Source organism: Rhizobium sp. BK456 (genome assembly GCF_014194045.1).
Classification (GTDB): Bacteria; Pseudomonadota; Alphaproteobacteria; order Rhizobiales; family Rhizobiaceae; genus Rhizobium; species Rhizobium redzepovicii.
In genome coordinates this window covers 227,901-249,539 of record NZ_JACIAO010000001.1, presented here as the reverse complement: position 1 = coordinate 249,539, position 21,639 = coordinate 227,901, and the positions used below count along the sequence as shown (strand labels likewise).

Sequence of the window (21,639 nt, the reverse complement as noted above, 5' to 3'; positions counted from 1 at the left end):
TCAGTCTCCGGCTGTGATCTTCGCCATCACGGCGGTCACACTGAGCGAGTCGAGAAGAGCGCGCAGCGTGTCGTCGACGTCCTTTCGAACCTTCACCGCATGCTTGGGGTCGACCTTACCTGCGACGATGTCCGGGATACTGGCGACCCCACCGCGAACCTCCGTCAGGAGCTTCTCGATCTCGTCGATGACGAGCTGCATCCGCACCTGTGATCGGAGCACCGCAGCGGCCTCCGCTTCGTCGAGGTGCATCAGCGCAACGAGGCGCCTACGCTTGGCATCACCCTCGGACACGTCACCGTCGACGGTTTTGCCGAAGCGCTCCGCCGTGGTCTCAGCTGCGTGGCGCTCAAGCCATCGGACGACGTCGGCGATATCCAACACCCATGCCAGACCGAGGTCGCGGTTCGCTTTAGTGACGTAGGGACAGCCGAGATCGATCCATTTTTCAACCGTGGTCCTGTTCCGTCCGAGCAGGGCGGCGCACTGCTTCAGGGACATATGGCCGTGCTTGTCCGCTTCCCGGTGGGAAGATGAGGGGTCATCATTGTCGATCGACGGGGGTGCCCACGTTTCGTCCAGATTTTCGTCGTCAGAGGTCACCCCCCTGACGGATTTCCTGCGCGCCATGCTTCCGCGAACTCCCAATGTTTTCAGGACTATTGGGTCGTCGGCGGCTGCAAGATTCAATGTCGAAGGGGGTGGGGGTGCTGATGCTGAACCAATTTCAAAAAATTCTGGAAGAGAGATCACCTGGGGTCGCGAATTACCCGCACTGGGGCGACCCACTCAGGGTCCCCCGCGGTCCTATGGTCTCCAGAAAATGATCCGCTCCTTGTCACCACAGACAAACGGCGCGTTCTCGTCCTGTTCGGTGTCCGGCCAATCCCATGCATTAACTAGGCTACCATCAGGCGCAACGAAGTGCTCGATGTAATCAAACTCTTCACCGTCGTAGAAGACAGCTATCTGCCAGCCGTTACGAGCGTCGAACGTCAGCGTCGAATGCCAATCCTCGTAGGGAACGGCTAGAGGGAATGGCGTGCTCTTGGCGATGTCGAGTAGGAAGTCGGCTGTGTATGGTGTCGGGTTCATGCCGCACCTCCCGCACGCGCCGCTTCATCGGCCGCGATGATCTGCCGTGCGAATGCGACCCAGCTATCCCATGACATCTCGGGCGAGCAGCACGGATCTCCCGTCTCAATGTAATAGAGTCCGGCTGCCGTTGCTCTGTACATCTCGACGACATCCTGTTCGACATGGTGTGCGATACGGCTCGGCAATCTGGCAACGAATTCGTTGGTCATGTGTCGTCTCCAATGCTTACTGACATCCACCGCCCATCTGGCGCGATCACCCACTTCGATTTCCGTGTCATCAGCCATTCGTCGGTCGCGTCACGGGGAGTTACCGGAATGTCCTTTGCGAAGTCGGCGAACGCCTGCAGCTTCCGCTCGGCTTCGTCCATTTCGCGAGCCACCGCATCGATCTGCTCCGCCATCTCCTTGAGACGGCTGGCTGATAACGGGGAGAGTTTGATTTCGCTGGTCGACGTCCAATTCCGTATGCAGTCTACGGCCTTCTGCTGATATGACGCGAGCTCGATCTTGGGCGTGCGGTCTACCATCGCCGCGATGGACCATTCCTCCGGATTTCTGGTCATGCCACTTCCTCTAGCTCATTCATGTTGCGGAAGCCCACGATGCGAACATCGCCGCCATCTAGCATCTCAAAGACGAACCCGTAGCCCAAGCGGTAGACCTCGTCGCGGTGCCCATGCGGCCGATCGATCCGTGCCAGGATCCGTCATGCCGTTCTTCCCACCTGATCACACCCATCGCCGCCTCCTTCGCAATCGATGGGATTATGGTGGGCGCCCGTTCAGCCTGACGCAAACGCCGGCAGGTTTTGATCGTTCAGGCGCCGTTGCCACCGGGCAGGATGTTCGGAATGGCGAGAGCGCCAGATTTCTTCGACAACATACTGGGCGAGCCAAAGGGACGACTTGGCGCCGCGGTTGCGCAGCCTCCCGGACGTCATATGAATCTCGAACCGAGGTCTGTCGTGCGTTGGATGGTGCATTGAATCCTGATGATAGATGCGCTGCAGGTCGACGATGTGAGCAATATGCTGATTGCCCACGTACGCATCGAAATCGCCGTCCCACCGAACGGCCGACGTGCTCCCGTCGGGAATGTATCTACTGATGACCGCCATGGGAATCTCCACTGGAATGCAAGTTCATGCTGTCCGCGCGATCAGCACGACGCAAACGCCGGCAGGAATTCACCATAGGAAAAATCTACGATATCGCCCTATTGACTCCTACGATGCGTAGTGCCAAATAGTTGACATTAGGAAACGCAAAAGGAGACAGCGCGTGGACACAGATTACATTTCGATCCCATTTCCGAAGTCGCTCTACGACATGATCATCATCCGATCCGGCGGAAAGCTCGATCCCGTCCAGCTCGCGGCCGAACAGGTCGAGCATTTCGTGGAGCGCAACACGACCGAGGACGGCTTCTGGACGGAGGCAGGCTTAGAGGCATTCGCCGAGGAGGAGCGCGTGCGCAACTCCGGGAAGAACGACAAAGACATTTTGAGTGGCCATCTCTGGAAGCCCGTGTTCTTGATCAATGGCACCGCACTTCGCATGAGCTACAAAGGCAAGAGCCACTACGCTGAGGTTCGTGGCGATAGGATTCAGGGCGACGACCGTAAATTCGACAGCGTCTCGCAGTGGGTTCGGCATGTCGCAGGCGGTACGAGCAGGAATGCGTGGCTCGACGTCTGGATCCGTCGGCCGGGCCGCGATACGGATTATCGGTCGGCTGACGATCTCCGCAAGGAAGCGCTACTGGATGTCTGATGTACCTTTGATGCCGTTGAAGCGATGCACCAAGTGCGGCGGCAATCGCTTCAACTCGTGGGATCGCTGCATGGACTGCAGGAACGCCAGGGGACGTGTCCGGCAGGGGAGAATAAAGGCAAACGGCGGGAAGCATACCGCTGCCGAGTGGAGAGCGCTTCTAGCTGCCAGCCCAACCTGCGCAGAATGCAATCGTCCTTGGGGCGAGATCCCGAAGCGCCCGGATCCACGCTACAAGAACACATGGACGAAGGGCCACAAGATCCATGTCCTCGACGGCGGAACCAACGACATCGTCAATCTGCAGGCTGAGTGCTACCAGTGTAACTTCACGAAGAATGCAGGCCGCTTGACCCTGCAGGAAGAGCGCACATGAGTTCGGTCAAGGAATACCTGCATGAAGTCTGGTCGCAGGTCGACGTCGAGGTCACCTTCACGTGCCCGCATTGCCGCAACCCGATCTCCAAGTGGCTGAAAGTCGCCGGAGACGAAGCGGAGCAGTTCGAGGAAGTCGCATGCGAGTACGATGAGGACGAGGACGCCTGGACCGTCATCATCCGCCACGATGAAAACGTATGGTCAGCAGAGCTTGAGAAAGCCGCGGACGTCGATGTCACGATCAAGGTCGACGACACCTATGATTGGGACGAGCCGGAGCCAGAGCCCGATGCCTATGGGATCTTCCGGCGCGCACTCACAGACTGGAGGAGCAATGTCCGCGAGCTGGGCACGCCGTTCGGAGCGAGCAGCCGCAATCGAATGCTGTTCGTCACCGCGTATTCGATCCTCGAAGCCTACCTGTCGGATGCTATCATAGGATCGGCTATGGAGGATGTGTCGGTACAGCGGAAGATGCTCAAGCTGGATGGCCTGAAGGATAAGCAGATCAGTCTCGAAACCATCCTCGACAACCCCGACATTGTCAGGGAGATGGTCAAGACTACGCTTCAAGGAATGTCGTTCCACAACCTCCGTGCCGTCAACGGCATGTGTGAATCGTGCTTCGGGAAGCCAATCCTGCCCCGCGACAAGGATGATCGCGCTCTGGTGATGAAATCCGTCGATAAGCGGCACGATTGCGTTCACCGGAACGGCGTCGATAAGGAAGGTAATACGCACGACGACCTGACGGACGATTACCTGCAGAAGCTTGGCGACATCTTCGCTGAGATGGCGGACTCGCTGGACAATGCGATCAGGGACAAGCAGGCCAAGAAGTTCTTCGAGAACCTCGACGATGACGACGATCCGTTCGGTAAGTCTTGAGGCGATTGCGTAAGGCGCGGTGCGAACGCCGACGGCTTTTATGCGGCGTTTGCAATCCTCGCGATCAGATCATCATTCGTCTTTTCAGCAATCTCCAAGCGTGCCTTGAGCACTTTGATTTCGGCTTCATGAGCGCTCAATCGCTCGCGAAGATCGGCCGCCATTTTCGTCAGCCCACGATAAGACTCCTCCAAACGAGGAAGAAATTGCAGTTTCTGCTCGTCGGTCATGTAATCCATTTCGTCATCTCCAATTGTTGTCTACAAAATGGTCAGCCGGATACTCATGATGCGCAAGCCCCTGTCGCCGGAAATTTGAATGTGGCGATCAATGCGAGCTGAGTCCGACGTAGCAGCTTCTAAGAGCTTGCCGACAACTGGGGCCACCGGCTACGGTCAGGTCAATGGGTCGGGATCGACGATCGTCGGTCGGGCCGCAAGGACACCGGGGACAGGCATGAAAGACTGCTCCTCCCTGGTGTTCCGCTTCTTGGGCAATATGCCCGCTTACGACGGAATAGTAAGTCTCTGTTCAGCGTCCTTCCGAAGCGTCTCAGCGGTAGCCGGGAGACCTTTCGCCGCCAGTTCCAAGCTTGCTTTACCCATGAAACGGTGCCGTTCTAGGTGATCTCGGATCACCTTGTAGATTGCAGGGTTAGCTTGAATGTCTCGAAGGGAGTTCTGTCGTGCGTGAAGCAAGAAAGCGTCCTTGAGCTTTTCGTCTGTGTCAAGACCCATGGATTTACGGTCGATATTCATTTCAAATGTGGCGATGTCCACCCTTGCTCTGTTAAGGATCGCATCAACCATTTGGTCCATTGGTAGAGAATCTTTCTCGGTCCTATAGACGTAAATTTCGCCCGCGGCTCCCGAGGTGGCAAAGCGAAATTCTTGTTCGAAGTTGGTAGAGCGGGTCATCGGAAGATCGACCTTCCCGCCCTCAGGCGCGTCGTCCGACCCAACGAGTGCATAAGCAGGGATCAGTCCCTGCGCGATGGCCACGGTAGCATGACCAGCTTCGTGTGCGACGGCCCAAAAACGGTGGTTATTCGGCATCGTTACTCTCCTTTTTGAGAGAACGACATATCTCGCAATTGTTAGGGTTCCATGGAGCCAATGCACGTAATTTTATTCATCGCACAAGCTTCAATATGTCTCCTGGCGCTGCCCCGGAGACCAGAAAAGGCTGAGGCGGCGCGCAAAGCAAATCCGCCGCCAGTGATGTGCTGGGCGGCGGCTTGTGGGCAGATAGACTAGAGATTTGAGATGGTCTCGACCATTCTGATGATTGTGTCGCGTTCGCCCGTGAAACTGGCCGTTTGTCCGTTGACAGTGATTTCCACTCGAACGTCCCCAGCATTGGACTGAACGTCGATATCTGCAGTGACCGGGTCATCGTCCTCCCTGGTATCGTATGGCCACGTTTCATTAGCTTCGCCAGCGGTGACCTCGAATCCTTCGGGTAGCGTCGTCCAGCCAGTCACCTTAAGGCGCTCCTGGTCGCGGGTATTCTCGGCATCAACCTCGGCGAGATCGACACCCAATGCATCGGCGGCCTCCTCGCGGGTGATCGCGTTGGACGCCACGGCAGCTGCTGCCTCTTCGAGATGTTTTACAGGATGAAGCCAGCCGAGCGTCCGATGCCAAACATCATCTTTGCCCTTCGGAGCGGCAGCGGACGCATACTCCGCAGTTTCGATCCGTCTGCGCAAATCCGTGACATCATCAGCATGCGAATCGATCTCGGCGCAGTCCACTTCGCGCGAGAAGGTGGAGCTCTCATAGTCTTCCGCGGATCTCGTCCACTCCTTCATGAGACGCACACGCTCGTGGGTAAGCGCGGTGATCAGAATCGTCTTCTCATTTTCATTGAAATTCAGTACCGGCATCACATCCTCCTCGTCATTCGGTGCCTGACAAGAATGGTGTGTGCTGGCGGGGCACGGCGCAAACGCCGGCAGAAATCGATGGGCATGGAAAAGCCGCCCGGAGGCGGCTTGTGGTGTCACACCGTCGGATCATACCATCCGGTCTCTCGAAGCCAGTCGTGCCGGGATCGGATCCTTTCATCCCCAGCTTTCCGTTCCGGATCATCTCGAGGAACGTTGAAGTCCGCAGCGATAACGGGATCGGCAGGGACGACATCCAGGACGACGAAGGCGTACCGTGTCAGTTCCTCGGCGAGGAGCTTGGCTTCTTGCTGTGTTCTTGCTGCTCGCACGTACTCGCCTTGGCTGAACAGATCTTGCCTGATCTGCAACTGCCACGGCCACCGACTGGCTTCCTCCGTCCATGGCATGATGTCGAAGACCCTCTCGCGGCCGACGAACCCAGTCACACCATCCCCATTGTGCGCCTTCCACTCAACGATGCTCATATCACCCTCCTATGTTTGGTGCCTGACAAGAATGGTGTGCGCTGGCGGGGCACGGCGCAAACGCCGGCAGAAATCGGCTTGCCGGAAAAGTAGTCTCTGATTAGTCTCCAAAACTTCTGGGGGAATACTTTTTCGATGTCGCAATTTTCCGATCTCAGCGGCGCAACGCTCGTCAATTCATTCACGATCCATCACAAGGACAAGCTCTCGGGCGGTCGGCCGTTCATGTCGACATGCGTGCCGCAGGCCGTCTACCTGGATCTCTTCGATCTCCGCATCAGTCATGGCGCCGAGTGGAAGGACAAGGTCAAGGATCCTAACGAGCCGAACTTCCGGATGCGGTCTATCATCTGGGCGCGGGGAGTGACGAAGGACAGTATCACCGTCTTCAGAATGGATGGTGCCGTCGGCACGTTCAAAGAGATCGCTGACGTGATCATCAAGCCGCTTCCGAAAGGGCACGTCGGCGGTACGAAACGCGCCACGTCGTCTGACGGTATAGGCTTCTCTGGGATGTCGTCGCATGACGTTCCTGGGGATGGTCTGATGGTCGAGGAGCCGGGCACTCTCCTCTATGTCGATCCCAGGGAGGACAAGTGGCCGTCGAGGATCAAGGATCCCCACCTCTGCCTCGAAGGCTACATTGACGAGACGGAGTTCAACAGCCTGATGCAGCGTCTCTCGATGACGCACGCGCCGATCCAGAAGGCGGAAATCCGTGTGCTCCTCGAGTTGTTTCAGTACGAAGTCGAGGCCAGCCTATCCGAGCCGTGGTTTCGACAGGATTACGGCTTCCTGATGCGCAGCAAGGATAACTGGGGAACCACCCGCGCTCGTGTGGAAACGCTTCAGGTGACCTACCGGCCGAATGTCGTCCCGCCGCCTCCGGAGGCGAAGATAGACGATGACGGGGTCTACCAGCCACCAACGCCGTTCGAGCCTGTGGCGGCTGCCACCGTCAAGAAGATCGAAAAGCATCTCAAGAATATCGCCATAACCGTGGGAATCGGTCTGGCCGCCATTTTCTTCGTACTCATTTCAAGGTGATCTCGTGAAACAGAAACTGTCATCCGGCGCGCAGAAAGTTACTGCCGCGGCCAAGGCCAGACCTGCAGAGACGCGATGGTCGATCATCGGCGCGGCCGCCGGAGCTATCCTTGGTCTGCTCGTCGGCGGTGTCGGGATAGCCGCGATGGGTGGCGCAGCAGGTGTGCCTGCGGCCGTCATCTTTGCTCTGATCGGTGGCGTTGTTGGCAACAGATACGGAATCTCGAAAGACAGACCTGTCAGGTGATCACTAAGTCCCCTGCGGTATCTTGATCCTTGGCAACCCGAACTCCGCCATGCGAGCGAACATCTGATCGAGTTTTTCGATCAGAAAGTTTCCTTCGATCGCAGCGCCGAATTCCTTCGATATCCGCGGCTCATCTCGTAGAGTGCCATCGCGGATACCAGCCTGCTCGTTCATGTACGCGCGCCGAATATTTCTGATCAGAACAAGGAGTTCTTCGGCGGGAAGGCCCCGATTAATATCCCGAAGATCCTTGTTAGTCGGATTCCGTGCAATCATGTCGTAGCCTGCACCGAGTCGTCCTACGAGCGTGCCGATGAAGACATATCGCAGCGGTGCAGCACGTTTGCTCAGGGCAAAGTCTGACAGCTCCCGGATCTCTTCTTTCGTTCCGACGGAAACGAGGAACCGGATGGCCAAGGCCACAATTCGGTTATCATTGGAGCTCAACAGAGCTTCTACGGCAGACTTCAAACGAGCGCGGCCGAACGCTTGGGATTCGTTCAGGATCTTGATTGTCTTCGAGATGAGATGCAGATCATTGCTGTGGCCATTGATGATGTCGAGCATCATATTGTAAATCTGCTCGTCACCTTCGGAAGCAGACTTCTCCAGGTACTTGAGCAGCTCGCCTTTCAGGAATGAGTCCGTGGTCCGCTCGAACAAGGTTGCCGCAAGTAGGCGATTGCGGTCCAGATCTGGAACACCGCGGCGAACGTTGCGGATTGCCCAGACAATCTGATCCTGCCACGAAAGACCGTTGATGCGTCTGTGCAACTGACGGATCTCAGGGTTCGCAAGTGCGGCAGTGATCGCCATCTGATGGGCGAACAACGACCCTTCAATTAGGGCGTCCGTCAGATTGACGGTTTCCGGACTCCATTTTACGCGAATGCCGCGCGCGCCGCGAAGATCGCAGCCCGTGAAATCGTATCCCGTCAAATCGGTATCGGTGAGGTCGACTTCACGAAGGTCGGAGTGCCGAAGATGCTTCTTCGGATCGAGGTGCGCTACGGTCAGCAGGTAACCAAAGGACTCGCTGGTGGATTCCAATACCTGACCAATGGCGGTCTTCGTCGCGTCAGCAATGATCGTGTCGAGGAGCAGATTATCCTTCATATTCGGTCGTCGACACGCTGAAGGTTACAACGCCATCATATTCGACCTGCGAAGTGGCCTCATGCAGACCCTTCGCCACAAGGATATTTATGACCTTCTCCTTGTTCGATCCGACACGGCCCATGAACGTACGGCCATCCCGCACGATCTCGGCGTTGATGTGTTTCTGAGGTGCATGGACTGAGAGGCTGGTCGCCACGTGGTTCGGCTTGGCTGGCTTCATCCGGAGTCCGCAGAGCTTGTCATAATTCAAGTAGGTTCGGTCGAGATTTGCACCGGCCGCGTCCGTGACCCGCCATGTGTCGTTGCCGACCGCTTTGACAGGATAGAAGTCAGCCTGCGTTTCGCGGTTCTCCTTCAAAGTCGCCGTTGCCCCATCGACCTGCTTGCCGGAGCGACTGCCGCTACCCTTAAGCCCTTGGGTCAGCGGTGAAAGCTCACCGCTGACGATAGCTTCATAGGCACGCGTCTTCTCGACGGAAGTCTGAAGGGTGGATTCCGACGTCGTCTTCACCGTCATTTTCGAGGGCGTGTGATCGATGCCGTATTTTGATTTCTCGACGACATCCAGCCCCTCAAGATCCATGGACAAAGAGGCCTGCCTAAGGCTGACAGCGATGGTCGCGCGATCGACGGTGACCTCATCCTGGAAGATGCCAAGTTCCACCTGAAGGTCGAAGGTGGTCGGATCGGATTCGTTCTCCCTTACGACACTCTTGAGGCCCACGATCTGCGGGAGCGGGTTGGTGTCGTTAGGATAGAAGGGCATCGAATCCTCCGGGTTGAGCAACCCGGATTATATGGTTGTAAGTAAGCCTGCATACAAGCGAACATCGCCTATCTATGGTTATCGCGTGCGCTCTACAATTGAAGCGTCATATGAAACCCGGATCCTCCCGCCGTCATTTCGGTATCCAAGTAGGAGCGGAAGCTCAACGGCATAGAGCTGGTCGATATCGGCGCGGCTGAACCCTTCCGCTTCCTTCTCGGCGACGAAGTCCAGGATGACGCGCTCGATGACGGCCAGCCGGGCGCGGATAGCATCACGTAGGGCGATATCGTCGCGAGTGCGCGGTGTCTGCCCGGCGACCGCCACCGGGTTTGTGATGTAGGTCATCGGCGGCTGCTCCGTCGCGGCGACTTCGGTGACAACCGTTTCCAGTTTGGGTTTGCGAGCTGCCATCAGAGTTCTCCTGCGCGAATACGATCGACGACCTCGATCTCGTGACGGCTCCACGCGGGAATGAACCCGAACGCAGCCATGCGTTCGTAGTGGAGGTCGATCTTGATCGTAAGTGCGGCTGCTCTGATATGACGGATGCCCCAGATGCGGAGCAGGCTCGGTGCTGGCTTCATCACGCAACCTCGACGATCTTCACGACATTGTCTGTCCAAGAAGGATGCAACGCCTCCATGATGTCGTGAGCGCGATAGGAATCTTCGAGGGAAATGATCGGCTCTGGAGCTTTTGCACGGCGCTTCCAGATCGGCTTCTCTTCCGTACCAAGAATCTCGTAGAATTGCTCGTGATGCTCATACGCGAGGTGATCCCAGATGAAATCGATCTGGTCGAGGAACTGCCTCAGTACCCTACGCTCGATGCTGACAATGGCATCAACGATGTAGACGCCCGGGCGACTGCAGTTGCCGAGCAGAACGTCGGCGAGTGACCACATCACATCGAGGTCGTCCGGCAGGCAATCAAACTTGAAGAGCATGACGCGCTGCCATACCCGACAGATGTGGGCGATATCGTATTCGGAGCCGAGGCGGACGACATCGAGCTTCGGCTCCGATGGGCGCGGGCGGAAGCGGTTCTCCCACACGGGGAAGCGTTCGATTTGGATGGCTGCCGACATGAACTGTTCTCCTTGTTGAGAATAGTGTTCGTGCCGGCGGCGCCTGATGCAAGTCAGTCGTCTTGATCGCCAAAGTACTCTATGAACTCTGCGTCCGTGAGTGGCTCCTCCAGATATCCGTCAACGCGCCCGCCTGCATTGAGGTTCAGAGGGCCACGGGAGACGGCAGCATTCGGATTCGGCTTCTTCCTCCGAGGTTTCTTTGTCTTTCGGAGCGACGGCCAGAACCTCAGCCGGAGTTCTTCCCGACGAGCGATCTGTTCGAACTTCCCGGCAGGAAGAGCGTCTTCGAACTCACGATAGAGCCTGAGCGCTGACCGCAGGTCGCTGCGGGTCTTCACTTCCAGCCTGTCTGGGTTCTTCTCGGAGAACTCGTAGCTGTTGTCGAGGGCATATAGCTCTTCCGCCTCGGATTCGTATGTCCGCCCTTTCAGAATCCGCCGCGCACGCCGAACACGGCTGCACGTATTCGAGATCGCAGGCGACAGGAGTCCATTCCGGCCAATCGCCAAATTCGGTTTTCTGAGGAAGTCTTCGAATCCTTGACGGAGCGTAGGGATCGATGTGCCGTCATCGTTATATTCCCGCTCCATTATGCATCGACCGATAATTTCGGCGGTGGGCGATGGCACCGCGTTTGCGATCATCTGCGTGACGGACCTCTCGCTCCAGCCGTCCTTGTCGTATCGGAATTGTTTCCTTCGGAAGTCGAACCCGGAAGGGAAACCTTGGATGCGCGCGATCTGGCTCAAGGTCAGGATATGAGCTTCGTTCGCAGGAATGGCGTCGTCCGGATGTGCAACATAAGCAGGTCCCGGCGGCTCATGCGTCGTCCTGATTATCGTGGGGCACGGTTCCTCAATCGATCTCACGCCGCGGCCACCAACCTCGCCGCTCTTGCCCATCCACGGGCGCGCCCAGTAGTACCCTGTATCGAGAAGTGCCCGGTCTTCGGGAAACTGACGTGGGTTGAGAATTTGACGCACGGTCATCGGTTTAGGTGTCGCGGCATCGACGATTGCAGACTCGAGAAACCCGTCGCGTTCTCCAAGCCGACCAATCGTGAAAAAGCGCATGCGGCGCTGTGGGACACCGTAGTGCGAGCAGTCGACAAGCACTTCCGTAAGTCCGTAACCGGATCTCTTCCAAATCGCTCTCGCCTGATGATACGCCTTCGAGAATGGTGCTCGGTCGACATTCTCCAGAATAAACCATTGGGGGCGGAGGACGGCGATGGTCATCGCATAGATTGGGGTGAGACGAGCACGCTCCCGCTCTTCGCGCGACCCTGCTTTACTGAAATCCTGGCACGGAGGTCCGCCGCAGACTAGGTCGGGACGACCAGCGATCGTGAATGCGGTAGCGGCGATGTCATTGAGATCCGTCTGTCTGACTAGCTTTCCGGAGCGAACAAGAACGTCGGCGGCCTGCTCATTGAGCTCGAAGGACAGACCGTGCTGCATCCCTGCAGCTTCCAGACCTCGACCCAGACCGCCAGCCCCAGCAAACAGCTCAACAAATTTCATGACCACGAACCTCACGGATATCTCCGCATCCATGCATCCATACTGCGGGACCGTTGAGCTCCAGTAAACGCCGCCGGCAGATCAAGCGCCGTTGAGTTTTCGGAGAGCGCGGGCGAGTTCGGCGGCATAGAGCTGTTGTGGATCCTGCTCTCGGACTGAAGCGTTGACCGTTGCGTTCCACTGGAACGTCGGCTTGTAGTCGGCTTCTTCGGACAGGCGAGCGAGCAGTATCAGCCTGTAGTCGCCGTCGCGCTTGGCAGCGCGTTGCCAGTATCCCTTGTGGCCGCCAACTGTGCCGAAAAAGATTCCTGGATTTCCGCTCGGATTGTTTGTCGCCCAGCGAGCTGGATCGGTCGATTTCCCCGCAGCGCGGAGCTTGGCGCGCTTGGCATGCAGTCTGGCGCGTTTCGTCTTCTCGCTCTTGGCCTGTCGCGCAAGTCGCTTCAGGTAGCCACGCTTCAAATTGCCGAACGCGTTTTTCTCGCCGTCAGGCGCGTCGGTAAGGACGTCGTACGGGGTAGCTCCGGGATCTCCCTTCCTTCGCTTCCCGCCGTTGACGAGATAGTTCATGTACCCAGCCTGCTGATCTTGGATACGCACAACAGCGGCACTTGATCTACCTGTGTCGGCCTTGTCGACCACGAACCCGCGTTTCGTCCATGGCGTCGGGCCGCCCTCGATCGTTCGGTTTGCATAGGACAGCAAATCCTTGCGAGCGCGGAACGCAAGTCCATTCAAAAATCCAGCCTGCGCCTGGGGCAGCACTTGCTTCTCGAGCTTCGTCAGCGAGCGCGCGAAGGACTTGGTGTCGAATTCTACGCTGAATCCATCCTTGGCCATCACATTCCCTCAAAAGAAAACCCCGGCGCGCGGGACGGTGCGCAGCACGGGGCCGAGTTGGAAAGAAACCGAAGAGAGAATTCCGCGGGTATGAGAATGGTGTGCGTCGGCGACTCGGGGCGCAAGTGGATTCATGTCGTGCTCCTTGCTGCCGTCCGGCGGCTGCGGACGAGATCCGGCAGAGCGGTCGCCGCCGCGTCGAGTACCAGGTAGTCCTCAAGAAGCGTCTGCTGCATCAGTAGCTCGGATGCCAGCGCGTTGATGATGGTCTTGGAGTGCGGATCGTCCGCGGCGTCGGAAGCAAGGTCGACGATAGAATCGTAAGCGCAGACGAGCTGAGCAACAGCCGCGCGCAGGGTCTCGGACGGAACGAATTCGTAGCCGAGGTAAGCAAGGATCACTTCGCGGGGGGAGAGATTCGTCATGATCACGAGCTTTCGATGAGGTGATCGATACGCTCGTTCACCGCGTCAATCTGGTTCTGCAGATCGGCTACAACGCCTTCGAAGTTCGAGGCCAGATCTTCGATGGACGTCTCGATCTGTTCGATGCGTCCCATCACTGAATCAGGCCGATTAGGACCGATCGTCGATACGTCGCCGAAAATCGCTTTCACAAGGGACAGATTCTTCGATCGGAGGTTTTCGAGGAACGTGTTTCCCGCGCCAAGCCGGGCGCCGAAGACGTCTGACGATAGATTGTATGAACCTCCATCCGTCGACCAACGCGTCTCGCCGTCAGCGAATACCCAGCCGTACAGGCCTTTTGCATTCCACTGGCAAGCCTCGGCATTTGCCGATCCCATCCCGAACAGGGTCATGTGCATCGATTTTTCGCCGACGGGATCTGTGTAAACTGTGTCGTAATTCCATACGTCGGGATTGAGCGCACCGTCTTCAGCTCCCCATACGAGCTGACGGTAAAGCTTTTTGAGCAGCTCCGACGGATCGCTCCCGCCGCCACGGTTGTCCTTCAGCCACGCGGCAAGATCCTCGACGTAGCTCAGTCGCGGGGCGAGTGTGTGAATGTCGGCCGACTTCTCTGCCATCCTGGATCTCCGGATACTTGATCCATGATCGATCCAACACAGTGAAAGATTCAATCGCCGGCGACCGCGGCGAACTGAATCGGATTTACGCAACTTGAGATGACGTGCCAGAAATCAGATCAAATTGCCTTGGGCGATGCGCGAAGCTTGTCGGCGATATCGCGCTGCCATCGCGAGCACCGCGGATGAGAGCGCACGGTCCTGCAAGGCGGACGACAGGGAGACGCTTGCCAGGGCATGGCCCTTCGCCGAGTCCGCCTTGGAAAACCCCCGACCATTGCGGTTCTTCGCGTAGTCAGCGTCTTCCGCTGCGACAGCTTCGAGAACGCTCAGCGCTTCCCGGAGTTTATCCGCCCGTGGATCTGGACGAGGCCTGAACTGCGGTCTGAAGATCGGTAGGAAGATTGAAGCATGGCGCATCACTATGTGCCTCCTGGAAAAACGATTCTCGCTTACGGAGTAATGGGGGGAAAACGGGGCTTTCCAGCCGAGCGCAGACGAGACCTCAGCTTCGCCGAAGCCTCGTCGGCCGAGCACCCGGAATCGATCAGGATCCTCGCGGAATCGGCGACAATGTTATCCAGCAGGGAGCGACGGGCGTCCCGTTCGCCGATTTTCCCGTCCTTCAGTCCGGCAACTAGCCACCGAACCGCCTTCGCTGTCGCCGCAGCCACCGCGACGTCGACCTGAGACGCCTCCGGCCGCCCTGCTTCCTGCAGACGCGCGCGGTACTTGGCCTGTCGCTCAGCCTTGCGCACCAGCCGTGGAACAGTGCTCTTCGGTCTCGGCATGGTCTTCCTCCCGTCACTACGAGACGCTCGGGCATACGGCCGTCACGTCACTACGTGAGATATTCACGCGACGGCTTGCAAGCGACTAACGCCGATGAAGGCCGCCGGCGGCGTTGCCACGGAAGGAACGGGGAGGGAGGACGAGCGGGTGAGGCGCCTCATAGAGCGTAGCGGGGCGGAGCGTACCCCGATCCGCTAAGGATCAAATCCAGCCCCAGTTCAGGTATCCAAAAATTCTTTTCGGATTCCCGAGAGTTGACAAAGAAAAACACCTCTACCGCTTCACCGTGTCAACGTGTTTTGGCTACACTTTGGCCGCTTCGAGGTCTGTCTCAGCTACACTTTGACCGTCTCAGCTACATTTTTGCCGATATGCATCTTAAACACTTGCTTCGCGCTCCGCCGGCGATGACCATAATCTTATGGAGGTTGGCATGGACGCACAACATTACGCAACAAGACGACACATTGCTGGATCCGATAGACGCGGAATCCGAGGCGATCTGCGGCTCGTCATCGATCACAATGAAGACTTGGAAGACGGCCGTCCTTCCATCGACAGGGAGCCCACGCTGGAGCGTCCGGCCGTGCTCATCAACTCTGTCCGATACTACGGTGAACGCGAAGGTAATACGCCAGCCGAGGCGATGACGGCGTCCGTTGCCGCTCTCTACCAGTTTCTCATGGCTTCGGCCCGGCTGTCGATGAAGGACAACACTGAGCACCAAGTGAGCTTCGCTGATGCTAAGGCCTATCTCAAGATCGAGAAGACATCTCGACTCCTGGAGCAAGTCGATGCCCTAGCCAAGGTCTGGGTGTCCTACGACTTCTTGTCTACAGAAGACGGGTCCAGACGGATCGGACGTCGGGTGCAGCTCATCCAATTCGAAGAAGATGTCTCTCCGACAGGCGTGCGCTCGATAGTCTTTTCACTGCATCCATCCGTCCGGAAGGTGATCCTCGGCTACGGCGCATATACTCACCTTGAACTGGGCGCCTTCCCAAAATTCTCTTCGAAGTACACTTGGCGGCTCTATGAAAAGCTCGCGCTGATGGCAGGTCGCGATATGCGCCCGGCTATGGTTTGGACTCCGGAAGAGCTTGCGGAAGAACTGGGGTGCCGGACGAGCGGTGAGTTCAAATTTTCGAACTTCGAAGCTCGCGTTCTGTTGCCAGTACTGAACGATATCCAGCGTCATGTCCGGCGCTTTTCGATCTCGTGGTCTTACGACCGAGCCGATACGCGCGGTCGTCCTGTAACCGCTATCAAGATCGTGGTCGGAAGCTCGGTAAAAACTGCAGACGAGTACGAGAAGTCAGTCCTGACGAAGAAAGACCGTGGCCTGGTGCGCAACATCGCAGCGAAGGCGATGGTCGATGACCAACACATGCCGGGCGAAGACGCTCTACGTCGTGCAGCAACTCGCCTCGGCAAGACCGCGACCGAAATTGCGATCAGCTGGACGAACGCCATCACCGAAGGCGACGCCGCCGTCATCCACGACCTGGAAAACGGCAGTCAGTCCGAAGCCTTTGAGACCTGGATTCAGAAAGAAGAGTGGACGCCCACCGACGAGGACATCGCGTTCGATACAGCAAGCAGGATCCTTTTCGGTCTTGCTGGCGGAAGCGATGCCGCTGAGGTCGAAAGCGTGTTCGCGCCTGCAGTGGGGTCTTTCCGATGGACGGCGGCGAAAACGAAGACGCTGCGACTGCAATGGTTCGGCGGCCATCGCGACTTCGAAGTTGCGGCAACTCAAACAGACATCGCGCTATTCGTGCGCGACTTTGACGACATCATCGAAACAGTGGAGTTCCTGAAATGAAAAACCTACCCAAAGCCACCCTACGAGCCAATCTTCTTGCTCTCGCCGAAGAGAGCGATCGCGATCAATATGCCCATCGAGCGCGTTTCCAACAGCTAGTCGAATGGACACGGTCTGCGATCGAAGGCCTAGCGACGCCCGACGAGCTCTGCACGAGCGCGGCTCCTGGTTTCTTTCGCGATGCCGTTCACATCGCAAAGCGAATCCTTCGCATGGAGAAGGCCGAGTTCGAATCTGCCGTGGCAGTCCTGAACACTCGGATCAGCCGGGTCGTCGACGATTGTCCTTCGGGCAAGGATACCCGCGATCTGCCGTACGAGTGGCTTCGGATGCGCCCGGACGAGCTCCATATGACTTATAGTCTGATGACCCCATACGATGCCGCGGAATTCATCGCCGACCGAGGAGCGTTGGCTGGATACGGGCCTGAGGAAATTGCGAAGGCACGAGCCGAGTATCGTGTCCTTGATAAGGCGCGCCAGATGAAGCGCGGTGAGGAAGACAAACAGCGTGCCATAGCCGAGCGAGCGCGGCTGGCCGCTCGCGTGAAGTCGGGATACACGGTCACAACCTACCGTGCATGACAGCAGTAGGGATCCGGTGAGATCCCTTTTCTCATTCCTCGATATTGAGAACGATATATCCGGCCGATTTAATATTGTTTTCAATATAAGCGATTCCCACTGCACGGACCTATCCGCTATCCGATCGTGGATTTTTAACTCTCCCTGGAATAAGTTGTCTGGGACGGGCTCACAACCACTCCGGGTCCTGCTAAGTAGAGCCGAGAACAAAGGACAACATCAATGACGAAGGCACTCCGAATAGCCCCGATAGCCTGACCGCACCCCGCGGAGCCGCTCTCGTTTATCTATTCTAGGAGTCCTCGAATGTCCTTCACGAAGAAATTCTACGTCGCCGACACCCACTTCTGTCACAACAACATCCTCTCCATGCAGCCGCGGTCGTTCTCCACGATCGAGGAGCACGATGAAGCCATGGTCGCGCGCTGGAACTCAGTCGTCGGCATCGACGATATTGTCTACCATCTCGGGGATTTCGCCTTCAGTCTCAGCGAGCGCGCTGACCGAGTCCGGTGGATCTTCGGCCGTCTGAACGGCCGCAAGCGCCTCTGCATCGGTAATCATGATCTGAGGCACGGAGAACTCCACCCAACCATCGCGGATCTCCCGTGGGACAAACGCCCCGAAGGCTTTCTCTTTGCTGAAGACGAGGGCCAGAAGCTCGTCCTCGCTCACTACGCGCAGCGGTCATGGCAGTGGGAGCGGAAGGGCGGTTGGCACTTCTACGGTCACTCTCACGGAAACCTGCCGGGCGTCGGCCGCAGTCGAGATGTCGGCGTCGACCTTCCAGATGTTGATTTCACTCCCCGAACTTTCCGAGAACTCACGAGAGGTATGGCATGAGCAAGATTCCTGTTGGCTGGCTCGACCTGGTCACCGAACTCCGTGTGATGCTTCAGCTTGCGTATCCCACTGTCACGGTTTCGGAGATGTCGGCAGATCGCGGCTGGCTTCACGTTCGAGTCGACGACAGTGCCCTCGCGCCGACCGGGCGCCAGATCTTGGATCGTCGCATCCAGGGCTACGTCACCAAAAGCTTGTCGACCTGTATGTGCTGTGGATCCGGCTCCGGCCGTGATCGTGCCGACCGTCGTGTCGTCACGTGCGACGAATGCGAAAAGGAGTCCTGTGATGCCTAACGAGATCCCGCGCCTGAAACTCGACGACCTGCAGAGCGACTTCCCGGGCGTTTTCGACAGCGCGAAATACGTCGATGTGGGCATCGGCTGGTTGCCGCTGATCCGAGAATTCATCGCGACCGCGCTGCCGCTGGATCCGAGCCTCTCAGTTATGGAAATGAAACAGAAGTGGGGCTGTCTGAGGATTTGGAGCGACACCCCAGTTATCGGCGCGCGGTTGGCTAAAGTGAAGGCGGAGATCAAGTCGAGCTACGTTTGCGAGGTATGCGGGGAGCCTGCTTTTGTCCGCCGCCCGCCGCCCGGCCGCTACGCATGGTGGCAGTGTCTCTGCGACGAGCATGCATCTCCCGATCAGCGGAGCTGGGGCACTAGGCTTCAGGGTCCGATGTACGGCTACGCACAAGTGGAGGGCAGTTGGTACCGATACGATGAGGATGCCGATGTCATGGTTCCGAGCGAGCCGCCGGCACGGTGGAGATGACGATGACGCTCGAAGAACTGAAAGCGAAATATCCACGGCTTCTGACGAACGTCTGGTTCGAGCATCGCGGGGGCTGGGCAGATATTCTTGATGCTTTCCTAGCGGTCGTTGATCACGTCCTGCCGCCTGACGGTCGCTATCGGATCCGGCAGGTCAAAGAAAAAATGGGCACGTTGAGGCTCTACGACGACATCGAGGGCGTGCCCGATGAGGTCATCGCGACCATCGCCGCTGCTCGCGAGCTTGCTGAAGCGCGCTCTTACCACGTCTGCGAATGGTGCGGGCAGCCGGGCGTTCTGCGGAATCGCGAGGGCTACTATACGACCACGTGCGATGAGCACGCGCTCTACGAGGGACGCATGGCGGTGCCGCTGGATCCGCCAGCGGAACTGTTCATTAAGTCCGGGGCTGGATGGCGGCGATACGATCCTGAACTCGATCTTTTTGTGGAATCGGAGAAACCGACATGGGAATGAGCGACGCACAGAGGGCTTTCCGGCGCCACCGATGGGGATCTCTGACGCCCGAAGCGATGGACATCGAAACGGGTATCTGTGAAGCAATCAATCGCTGCCCTGAACTCGAAGGAATGCTCGAGATCGACTGGGTTGCCGACCGTACCACTGCTTATCGCGTCGGCTGGTGCATCGTGAAGTATCCGGGCGTCACATTCCGCATCGGTCGGCGCCTGCTCGAACTTGCATCGCCGGACGGATACGTCATGCCTCCGCCTGAATTCAGGCTATCGCGGGAAACGGAGCCGACAGCCGAGGAGATGTACCGCGCACCCATGCTTCAGCCGTGGTCGCTGACGCTTTTCCAGAGCGGCGCGCGTCCGGCTGAGTGGCAGCTGTCAGGCATCGTCTACCACCCGTCGTGGGACTGCATCACGGAGTGGTTCCGGCTTCTGTACCTCAACAGGGATAAGCGGATGGCTCTGACAGATAGAGGATGGATGAAGCTTGGACGGAGGTTTGCATCGTGATTGATCAGAAGCGTAAGGACTGGCTGCGCGGAGCCTACATGGATCGCATCCGTGAGGTCGCCATGTGGATCGCCGACAAGCGATCGACGTTTGATGAGCCCGAGGTCGCTCATGCGTTGGCCAACGAATACGACTATCTTCACGAGCTGTCTTCGGACGATCACGCGTATCTTCGAGATGAAACCGTCAGCGAAGTCGAGAAGATCATTCGAGAGCGCCGTGAAGGGGAGTTGCGCTCACGGTATCGGATCCTGATCGCGCAGACTGTCGCGCTCTTCAAGATGGACTCCGCATCGCGGGCCTATGACTTCGATCAGCTCGAGTTTGATGCTGCAGTCGGAAAGGCTCTCAATGAGAGTGACCTCCCCATCGAAGACTGGGATCTCTTCCGCGATATCGTGTTGACGGAACTGTGGCCCCGGTTGAAGACGGCGCACGCCGAACTCCGGGCAAGCACGTTCTCTCATCTTCGCAGCCTGAATCCCGCGGCGATCGCAGAGGACGCCGAGTTCCGGATGGATATCGGTTGGGCTGCGCTTCTCCAGCGCGCAGCTACCCGCATCGAATCCTATCCGGCGGCGTGGAGGGCCAAGATCGTCAGCGGCAAGGAGAAGTTGGGGTGCCTCGTTCTGTCCGTCGATTGCGATTACTCCGCGCGCGGTTGTCGTAGTGAAGTCGAGCGCCTCCGTGAAGAAATCCGGCTGACGTCTTTGTCGGTCTGCGAAATTTGCGGCAACCCTGGTCGGCTGCGGCTTGGCGGGTATGCGAAAACGCTCTGCAAGAAGCACGTCGACGTTCTCGGCGCCCTGCGTGATGACGATGGAACTCAGGCGGATCCGTACAACTGGATAGACGATGACTACCCCGCCGCATCAGCCGAGTTCCTCAAAGGCATGAATCCTGTGCGACCGCGGGCGACGATGCACGTGCTCGACGAGGACAGCTTTGGCGGCTTCATCGCCCGTAGAATTGAAGCCGACTTGGAGACGAGGACCGGTCGCGAGCACGAGCTGTTGTTCGAATTCTGCGGTGCTCTCGAACACTCCGCGGTGGGGAGCGTTGTGAAGCCGGAATTCCTCGACAACTACGTCCGCGAGGAGGTCGATGGGTGGTCGAGCGTCCAGCCGCTGTCGGACGACGACAAGCAGTTCCTGCGCGGGTATCTCCGTGAACTCGTTGACGCTGAGTGCGAGCGCATCCGAGTCCGGCAGGCGGCAGAGCTTGAGCACTTCCTCGACGACTTCGGAGATGGCGTCGATGCGATGAAAGAAGCACAAGCTGCAGGCCTGTTCGACAATCTCGGCGAGAGCGCGGACGATGACGATGAAACCCGGCATTAACTAATCCACGCTTACCGACAGAAATCCCCCGGACAAACCTTTCGCGTTCCGATATGCCTTTTCTATGGGTTTCGCCAGGGAACCTGAAACGGAAGGCATCGAAAAATCGTGTCATTACAGAAATCATTGTCAACATATTACGGAGTAGTCCGTGACTGACGTTGTCAACATTAAGCCGTTTGTCGACATGCTCGAAGAAGCCGAGCGGAACCGTGAACTCTATCTAGCTGAGAGAGCGTGGCAGCTCGAAGAGGACGAGCGCGAAGCGGTCGAATACGAAAGCTATCTCGCTTCGA

33 protein-coding genes are annotated in these 21,639 nt (G+C 57.8%); 13 read left to right on the top strand and 20 right to left on the bottom strand.

The window, feature by feature from the left end:
* The 5 genes from FHX03_RS01430 to FHX03_RS01410 form a co-directional block, all read right to left on the bottom strand.
* Window positions 1-630, bottom strand: a complete 630-nt coding sequence (locus FHX03_RS01430) for a terminase small subunit (protein WP_183852151.1) — start codon at window positions 628-630, stop codon at window positions 1-3.
* 177 nt (window positions 631-807) lie between these two features.
* The gene (locus tag FHX03_RS01425; RefSeq protein WP_024315764.1) at window positions 808-1,095 is read right to left on the bottom strand and encodes a hypothetical protein; all 288 of its coding nucleotides are present in this window, start codon (window positions 1,093-1,095) and stop codon (window positions 808-810) included.
* On the bottom strand, window positions 1,092-1,307 hold the full coding sequence (locus tag FHX03_RS01420; RefSeq protein ID WP_183852149.1) for a hypothetical protein: 216 nt from the start codon (window positions 1,305-1,307) through the stop codon (window positions 1,092-1,094). Before FHX03_RS01420 ends, FHX03_RS01425 begins: the two co-directional genes overlap by 4 nt.
* Entirely contained in the window at window positions 1,304-1,663 is a 360-nt protein-coding gene (locus FHX03_RS01415) for a hypothetical protein (protein WP_183852147.1), read from the bottom strand. Before FHX03_RS01415 ends, FHX03_RS01420 begins: the two co-directional genes overlap by 4 nt.
* A 218-nt stretch (window positions 1,664-1,881) precedes the next feature.
* Window positions 1,882-2,217 (bottom strand): hypothetical protein, encoded by a 336-nt coding sequence (locus FHX03_RS01410; RefSeq protein WP_183852145.1) that lies wholly within the window; start codon window positions 2,215-2,217, stop codon window positions 1,882-1,884.
* Window positions 2,218-2,380: 163 nt separating this feature from the next.
* On the opposite strand from FHX03_RS01410, the gene FHX03_RS01405 reads away from it, so the two are divergent.
* The 3 genes from FHX03_RS01405 to FHX03_RS01395 are packed head-to-tail and all read left to right on the top strand — an operon-like array spanning window position 2,381 to window position 4,138.
* Entirely contained in the window at window positions 2,381-2,872 is a 492-nt protein-coding gene (locus FHX03_RS01405; RefSeq protein ID WP_183852142.1) for a hypothetical protein, read from the top strand.
* Window positions 2,865-3,248 carry an HNH endonuclease signature motif containing protein gene (locus FHX03_RS01400; RefSeq protein WP_183852140.1) on the top strand — a complete coding sequence of 128 codons (384 nt, stop codon included), beginning with the start codon at window positions 2,865-2,867 and terminating at the stop codon, window positions 3,246-3,248. Before FHX03_RS01405 ends, FHX03_RS01400 begins: the two co-directional genes overlap by 8 nt.
* Window positions 3,245-4,138: a hypothetical protein gene (locus tag FHX03_RS01395; RefSeq protein WP_183852138.1), complete on the top strand. Its 894-nt coding sequence runs from the start codon at window positions 3,245-3,247 to the stop codon at window positions 4,136-4,138. The genes FHX03_RS01400 and FHX03_RS01395 overlap by 4 nt, the downstream gene beginning before the upstream one ends.
* A 38-nt stretch (window positions 4,139-4,176) precedes the next feature.
* Here the strand turns inward: FHX03_RS01395 and FHX03_RS01390 are convergent, their stop codons facing one another.
* The 4 genes from FHX03_RS01390 to FHX03_RS01375 all read right to left on the bottom strand — a co-directional run bounded on the left by FHX03_RS01390 (window position 4,177) and on the right by FHX03_RS01375 (window position 6,514).
* Entirely contained in the window at window positions 4,177-4,377 is a 201-nt protein-coding gene (locus FHX03_RS01390; RefSeq protein WP_183852137.1) for a hypothetical protein, read from the bottom strand.
* 267 nt (window positions 4,378-4,644) lie between these two features.
* Entirely contained in the window at window positions 4,645-5,193 is a 549-nt protein-coding gene (locus FHX03_RS01385; RefSeq protein ID WP_183852135.1) for a hypothetical protein, read from the bottom strand.
* A 197-nt stretch (window positions 5,194-5,390) separates the two neighbouring features.
* Complete coding sequence (locus FHX03_RS01380) at window positions 5,391-6,026, bottom strand: hypothetical protein (protein WP_183852133.1); 636 nt, start codon at window positions 6,024-6,026, stop codon at window positions 5,391-5,393.
* Between the two features lie 116 nt (window positions 6,027-6,142).
* Entirely contained in the window at window positions 6,143-6,514 is a 372-nt protein-coding gene (locus tag FHX03_RS01375; RefSeq protein ID WP_183852132.1) for a hypothetical protein, read from the bottom strand.
* 135 nt (window positions 6,515-6,649) lie between these two features.
* Here FHX03_RS01375 and FHX03_RS01370 point away from each other — a divergent pair, with 135 nt between their 5' ends.
* Both FHX03_RS01370 and FHX03_RS01365 read left to right on the top strand, forming a co-directional pair.
* Window positions 6,650-7,561 (top strand): hypothetical protein, encoded by a 912-nt coding sequence (locus tag FHX03_RS01370; protein WP_183852130.1) that lies wholly within the window; start codon window positions 6,650-6,652, stop codon window positions 7,559-7,561.
* A gap of 4 nt (window positions 7,562-7,565) precedes the next feature.
* Window positions 7,566-7,808 (top strand): hypothetical protein, encoded by a 243-nt coding sequence (locus FHX03_RS01365; protein ID WP_183852128.1) that lies wholly within the window; start codon window positions 7,566-7,568, stop codon window positions 7,806-7,808.
* Between the two features lie 3 nt (window positions 7,809-7,811).
* On the opposite strand, the gene FHX03_RS01360 is transcribed toward FHX03_RS01365, so the two are convergent.
* From FHX03_RS01360 to FHX03_RS01310, 11 genes are all read right to left on the bottom strand, one after another.
* A complete protein-coding gene (locus FHX03_RS01360) occupies window positions 7,812-8,924 on the bottom strand; it encodes a pentapeptide repeat-containing protein (protein ID WP_183852127.1) in 1,113 nt (370 codons plus the stop codon).
* On the bottom strand, window positions 8,914-9,714 hold the full coding sequence (locus FHX03_RS01355) for a hypothetical protein (RefSeq protein ID WP_183852125.1): 801 nt from the start codon (window positions 9,712-9,714) through the stop codon (window positions 8,914-8,916). The genes FHX03_RS01360 and FHX03_RS01355 overlap by 11 nt, the downstream gene beginning before the upstream one ends.
* A 57-nt stretch (window positions 9,715-9,771) precedes the next feature.
* Complete coding sequence (locus FHX03_RS01350; RefSeq protein WP_183852123.1) at window positions 9,772-10,107, bottom strand: hypothetical protein; 336 nt, start codon at window positions 10,105-10,107, stop codon at window positions 9,772-9,774.
* Window positions 10,107-10,280 (bottom strand): hypothetical protein, encoded by a 174-nt coding sequence (locus FHX03_RS01345; RefSeq protein ID WP_183852121.1) that lies wholly within the window; start codon window positions 10,278-10,280, stop codon window positions 10,107-10,109. The genes FHX03_RS01350 and FHX03_RS01345 overlap by 1 nt, the downstream gene beginning before the upstream one ends.
* Entirely contained in the window at window positions 10,280-10,783 is a 504-nt protein-coding gene (locus tag FHX03_RS01340; protein WP_183852119.1) for a hypothetical protein, read from the bottom strand. Before FHX03_RS01340 ends, FHX03_RS01345 begins: the two co-directional genes overlap by 1 nt.
* A 53-nt stretch (window positions 10,784-10,836) precedes the next feature.
* Window positions 10,837-12,324, bottom strand: coding sequence for a DNA cytosine methyltransferase (locus tag FHX03_RS01335; protein ID WP_183852117.1), 1,488 nt, complete (start codon window positions 12,322-12,324; stop codon window positions 10,837-10,839).
* A 66-nt stretch (window positions 12,325-12,390) separates the two neighbouring features.
* Complete coding sequence (locus tag FHX03_RS01330) at window positions 12,391-13,149, bottom strand: hypothetical protein (RefSeq protein WP_183852115.1); 759 nt, start codon at window positions 13,147-13,149, stop codon at window positions 12,391-12,393.
* Between the two features lie 131 nt (window positions 13,150-13,280).
* Window positions 13,281-13,574 carry a hypothetical protein gene (locus tag FHX03_RS01325; RefSeq protein WP_037070805.1) on the bottom strand — a complete coding sequence of 98 codons (294 nt, stop codon included), beginning with the start codon at window positions 13,572-13,574 and terminating at the stop codon, window positions 13,281-13,283.
* Window positions 13,575-13,576: 2 nt separating this feature from the next.
* On the bottom strand, window positions 13,577-14,197 hold the full coding sequence (locus tag FHX03_RS01320) for a hypothetical protein (RefSeq protein ID WP_024315743.1): 621 nt from the start codon (window positions 14,195-14,197) through the stop codon (window positions 13,577-13,579).
* A 114-nt stretch (window positions 14,198-14,311) separates the two neighbouring features.
* Window positions 14,312-14,617, bottom strand: a complete 306-nt coding sequence (locus FHX03_RS01315; RefSeq protein ID WP_024315742.1) for a hypothetical protein — start codon at window positions 14,615-14,617, stop codon at window positions 14,312-14,314.
* 32 nt (window positions 14,618-14,649) lie between these two features.
* Window positions 14,650-14,988, bottom strand: a complete 339-nt coding sequence (locus FHX03_RS01310; protein ID WP_024315741.1) for a hypothetical protein — start codon at window positions 14,986-14,988, stop codon at window positions 14,650-14,652.
* Window positions 14,989-15,422: 434 nt separating this feature from the next.
* Between FHX03_RS01310 and FHX03_RS01305 the strand changes: the two genes are divergently transcribed.
* The 8 genes from FHX03_RS01305 to FHX03_RS01270 all read left to right on the top strand — a co-directional run bounded on the left by FHX03_RS01305 (window position 15,423) and on the right by FHX03_RS01270 (window position 21,343).
* Window positions 15,423-16,814, top strand: coding sequence for a replication initiation protein (locus FHX03_RS01305; RefSeq protein ID WP_183852113.1), 1,392 nt, complete (start codon window positions 15,423-15,425; stop codon window positions 16,812-16,814).
* Entirely contained in the window at window positions 16,811-17,398 is a 588-nt protein-coding gene (locus tag FHX03_RS01300; RefSeq protein WP_183852112.1) for a hypothetical protein, read from the top strand. The genes FHX03_RS01305 and FHX03_RS01300 overlap by 4 nt, the downstream gene beginning before the upstream one ends.
* A 306-nt stretch (window positions 17,399-17,704) precedes the next feature.
* On the top strand, window positions 17,705-18,241 hold the full coding sequence (locus tag FHX03_RS01295) for a hypothetical protein (protein WP_183852110.1): 537 nt from the start codon (window positions 17,705-17,707) through the stop codon (window positions 18,239-18,241).
* Window positions 18,238-18,537, top strand: a complete 300-nt coding sequence (locus FHX03_RS01290) for a hypothetical protein (protein WP_183852108.1) — start codon at window positions 18,238-18,240, stop codon at window positions 18,535-18,537. The genes FHX03_RS01295 and FHX03_RS01290 overlap by 4 nt, the downstream gene beginning before the upstream one ends.
* Window positions 18,530-19,018: a hypothetical protein gene (locus FHX03_RS01285; RefSeq protein ID WP_183852106.1), complete on the top strand. Its 489-nt coding sequence runs from the start codon at window positions 18,530-18,532 to the stop codon at window positions 19,016-19,018. Before FHX03_RS01290 ends, FHX03_RS01285 begins: the two co-directional genes overlap by 8 nt.
* Window positions 19,019-19,020: 2 nt before the next feature.
* Window positions 19,021-19,494 carry a hypothetical protein gene (locus tag FHX03_RS01280; RefSeq protein ID WP_183852104.1) on the top strand — a complete coding sequence of 158 codons (474 nt, stop codon included), beginning with the start codon at window positions 19,021-19,023 and terminating at the stop codon, window positions 19,492-19,494.
* Window positions 19,485-20,003 (top strand): hypothetical protein, encoded by a 519-nt coding sequence (locus FHX03_RS01275; protein ID WP_183852102.1) that lies wholly within the window; start codon window positions 19,485-19,487, stop codon window positions 20,001-20,003. Before FHX03_RS01280 ends, FHX03_RS01275 begins: the two co-directional genes overlap by 10 nt.
* Complete coding sequence (locus FHX03_RS01270) at window positions 20,000-21,343, top strand: hypothetical protein (protein ID WP_183852100.1); 1,344 nt, start codon at window positions 20,000-20,002, stop codon at window positions 21,341-21,343. The genes FHX03_RS01275 and FHX03_RS01270 overlap by 4 nt, the downstream gene beginning before the upstream one ends.
* The last annotated feature ends 296 nt before the right edge of the window (window positions 21,344-21,639 follow it).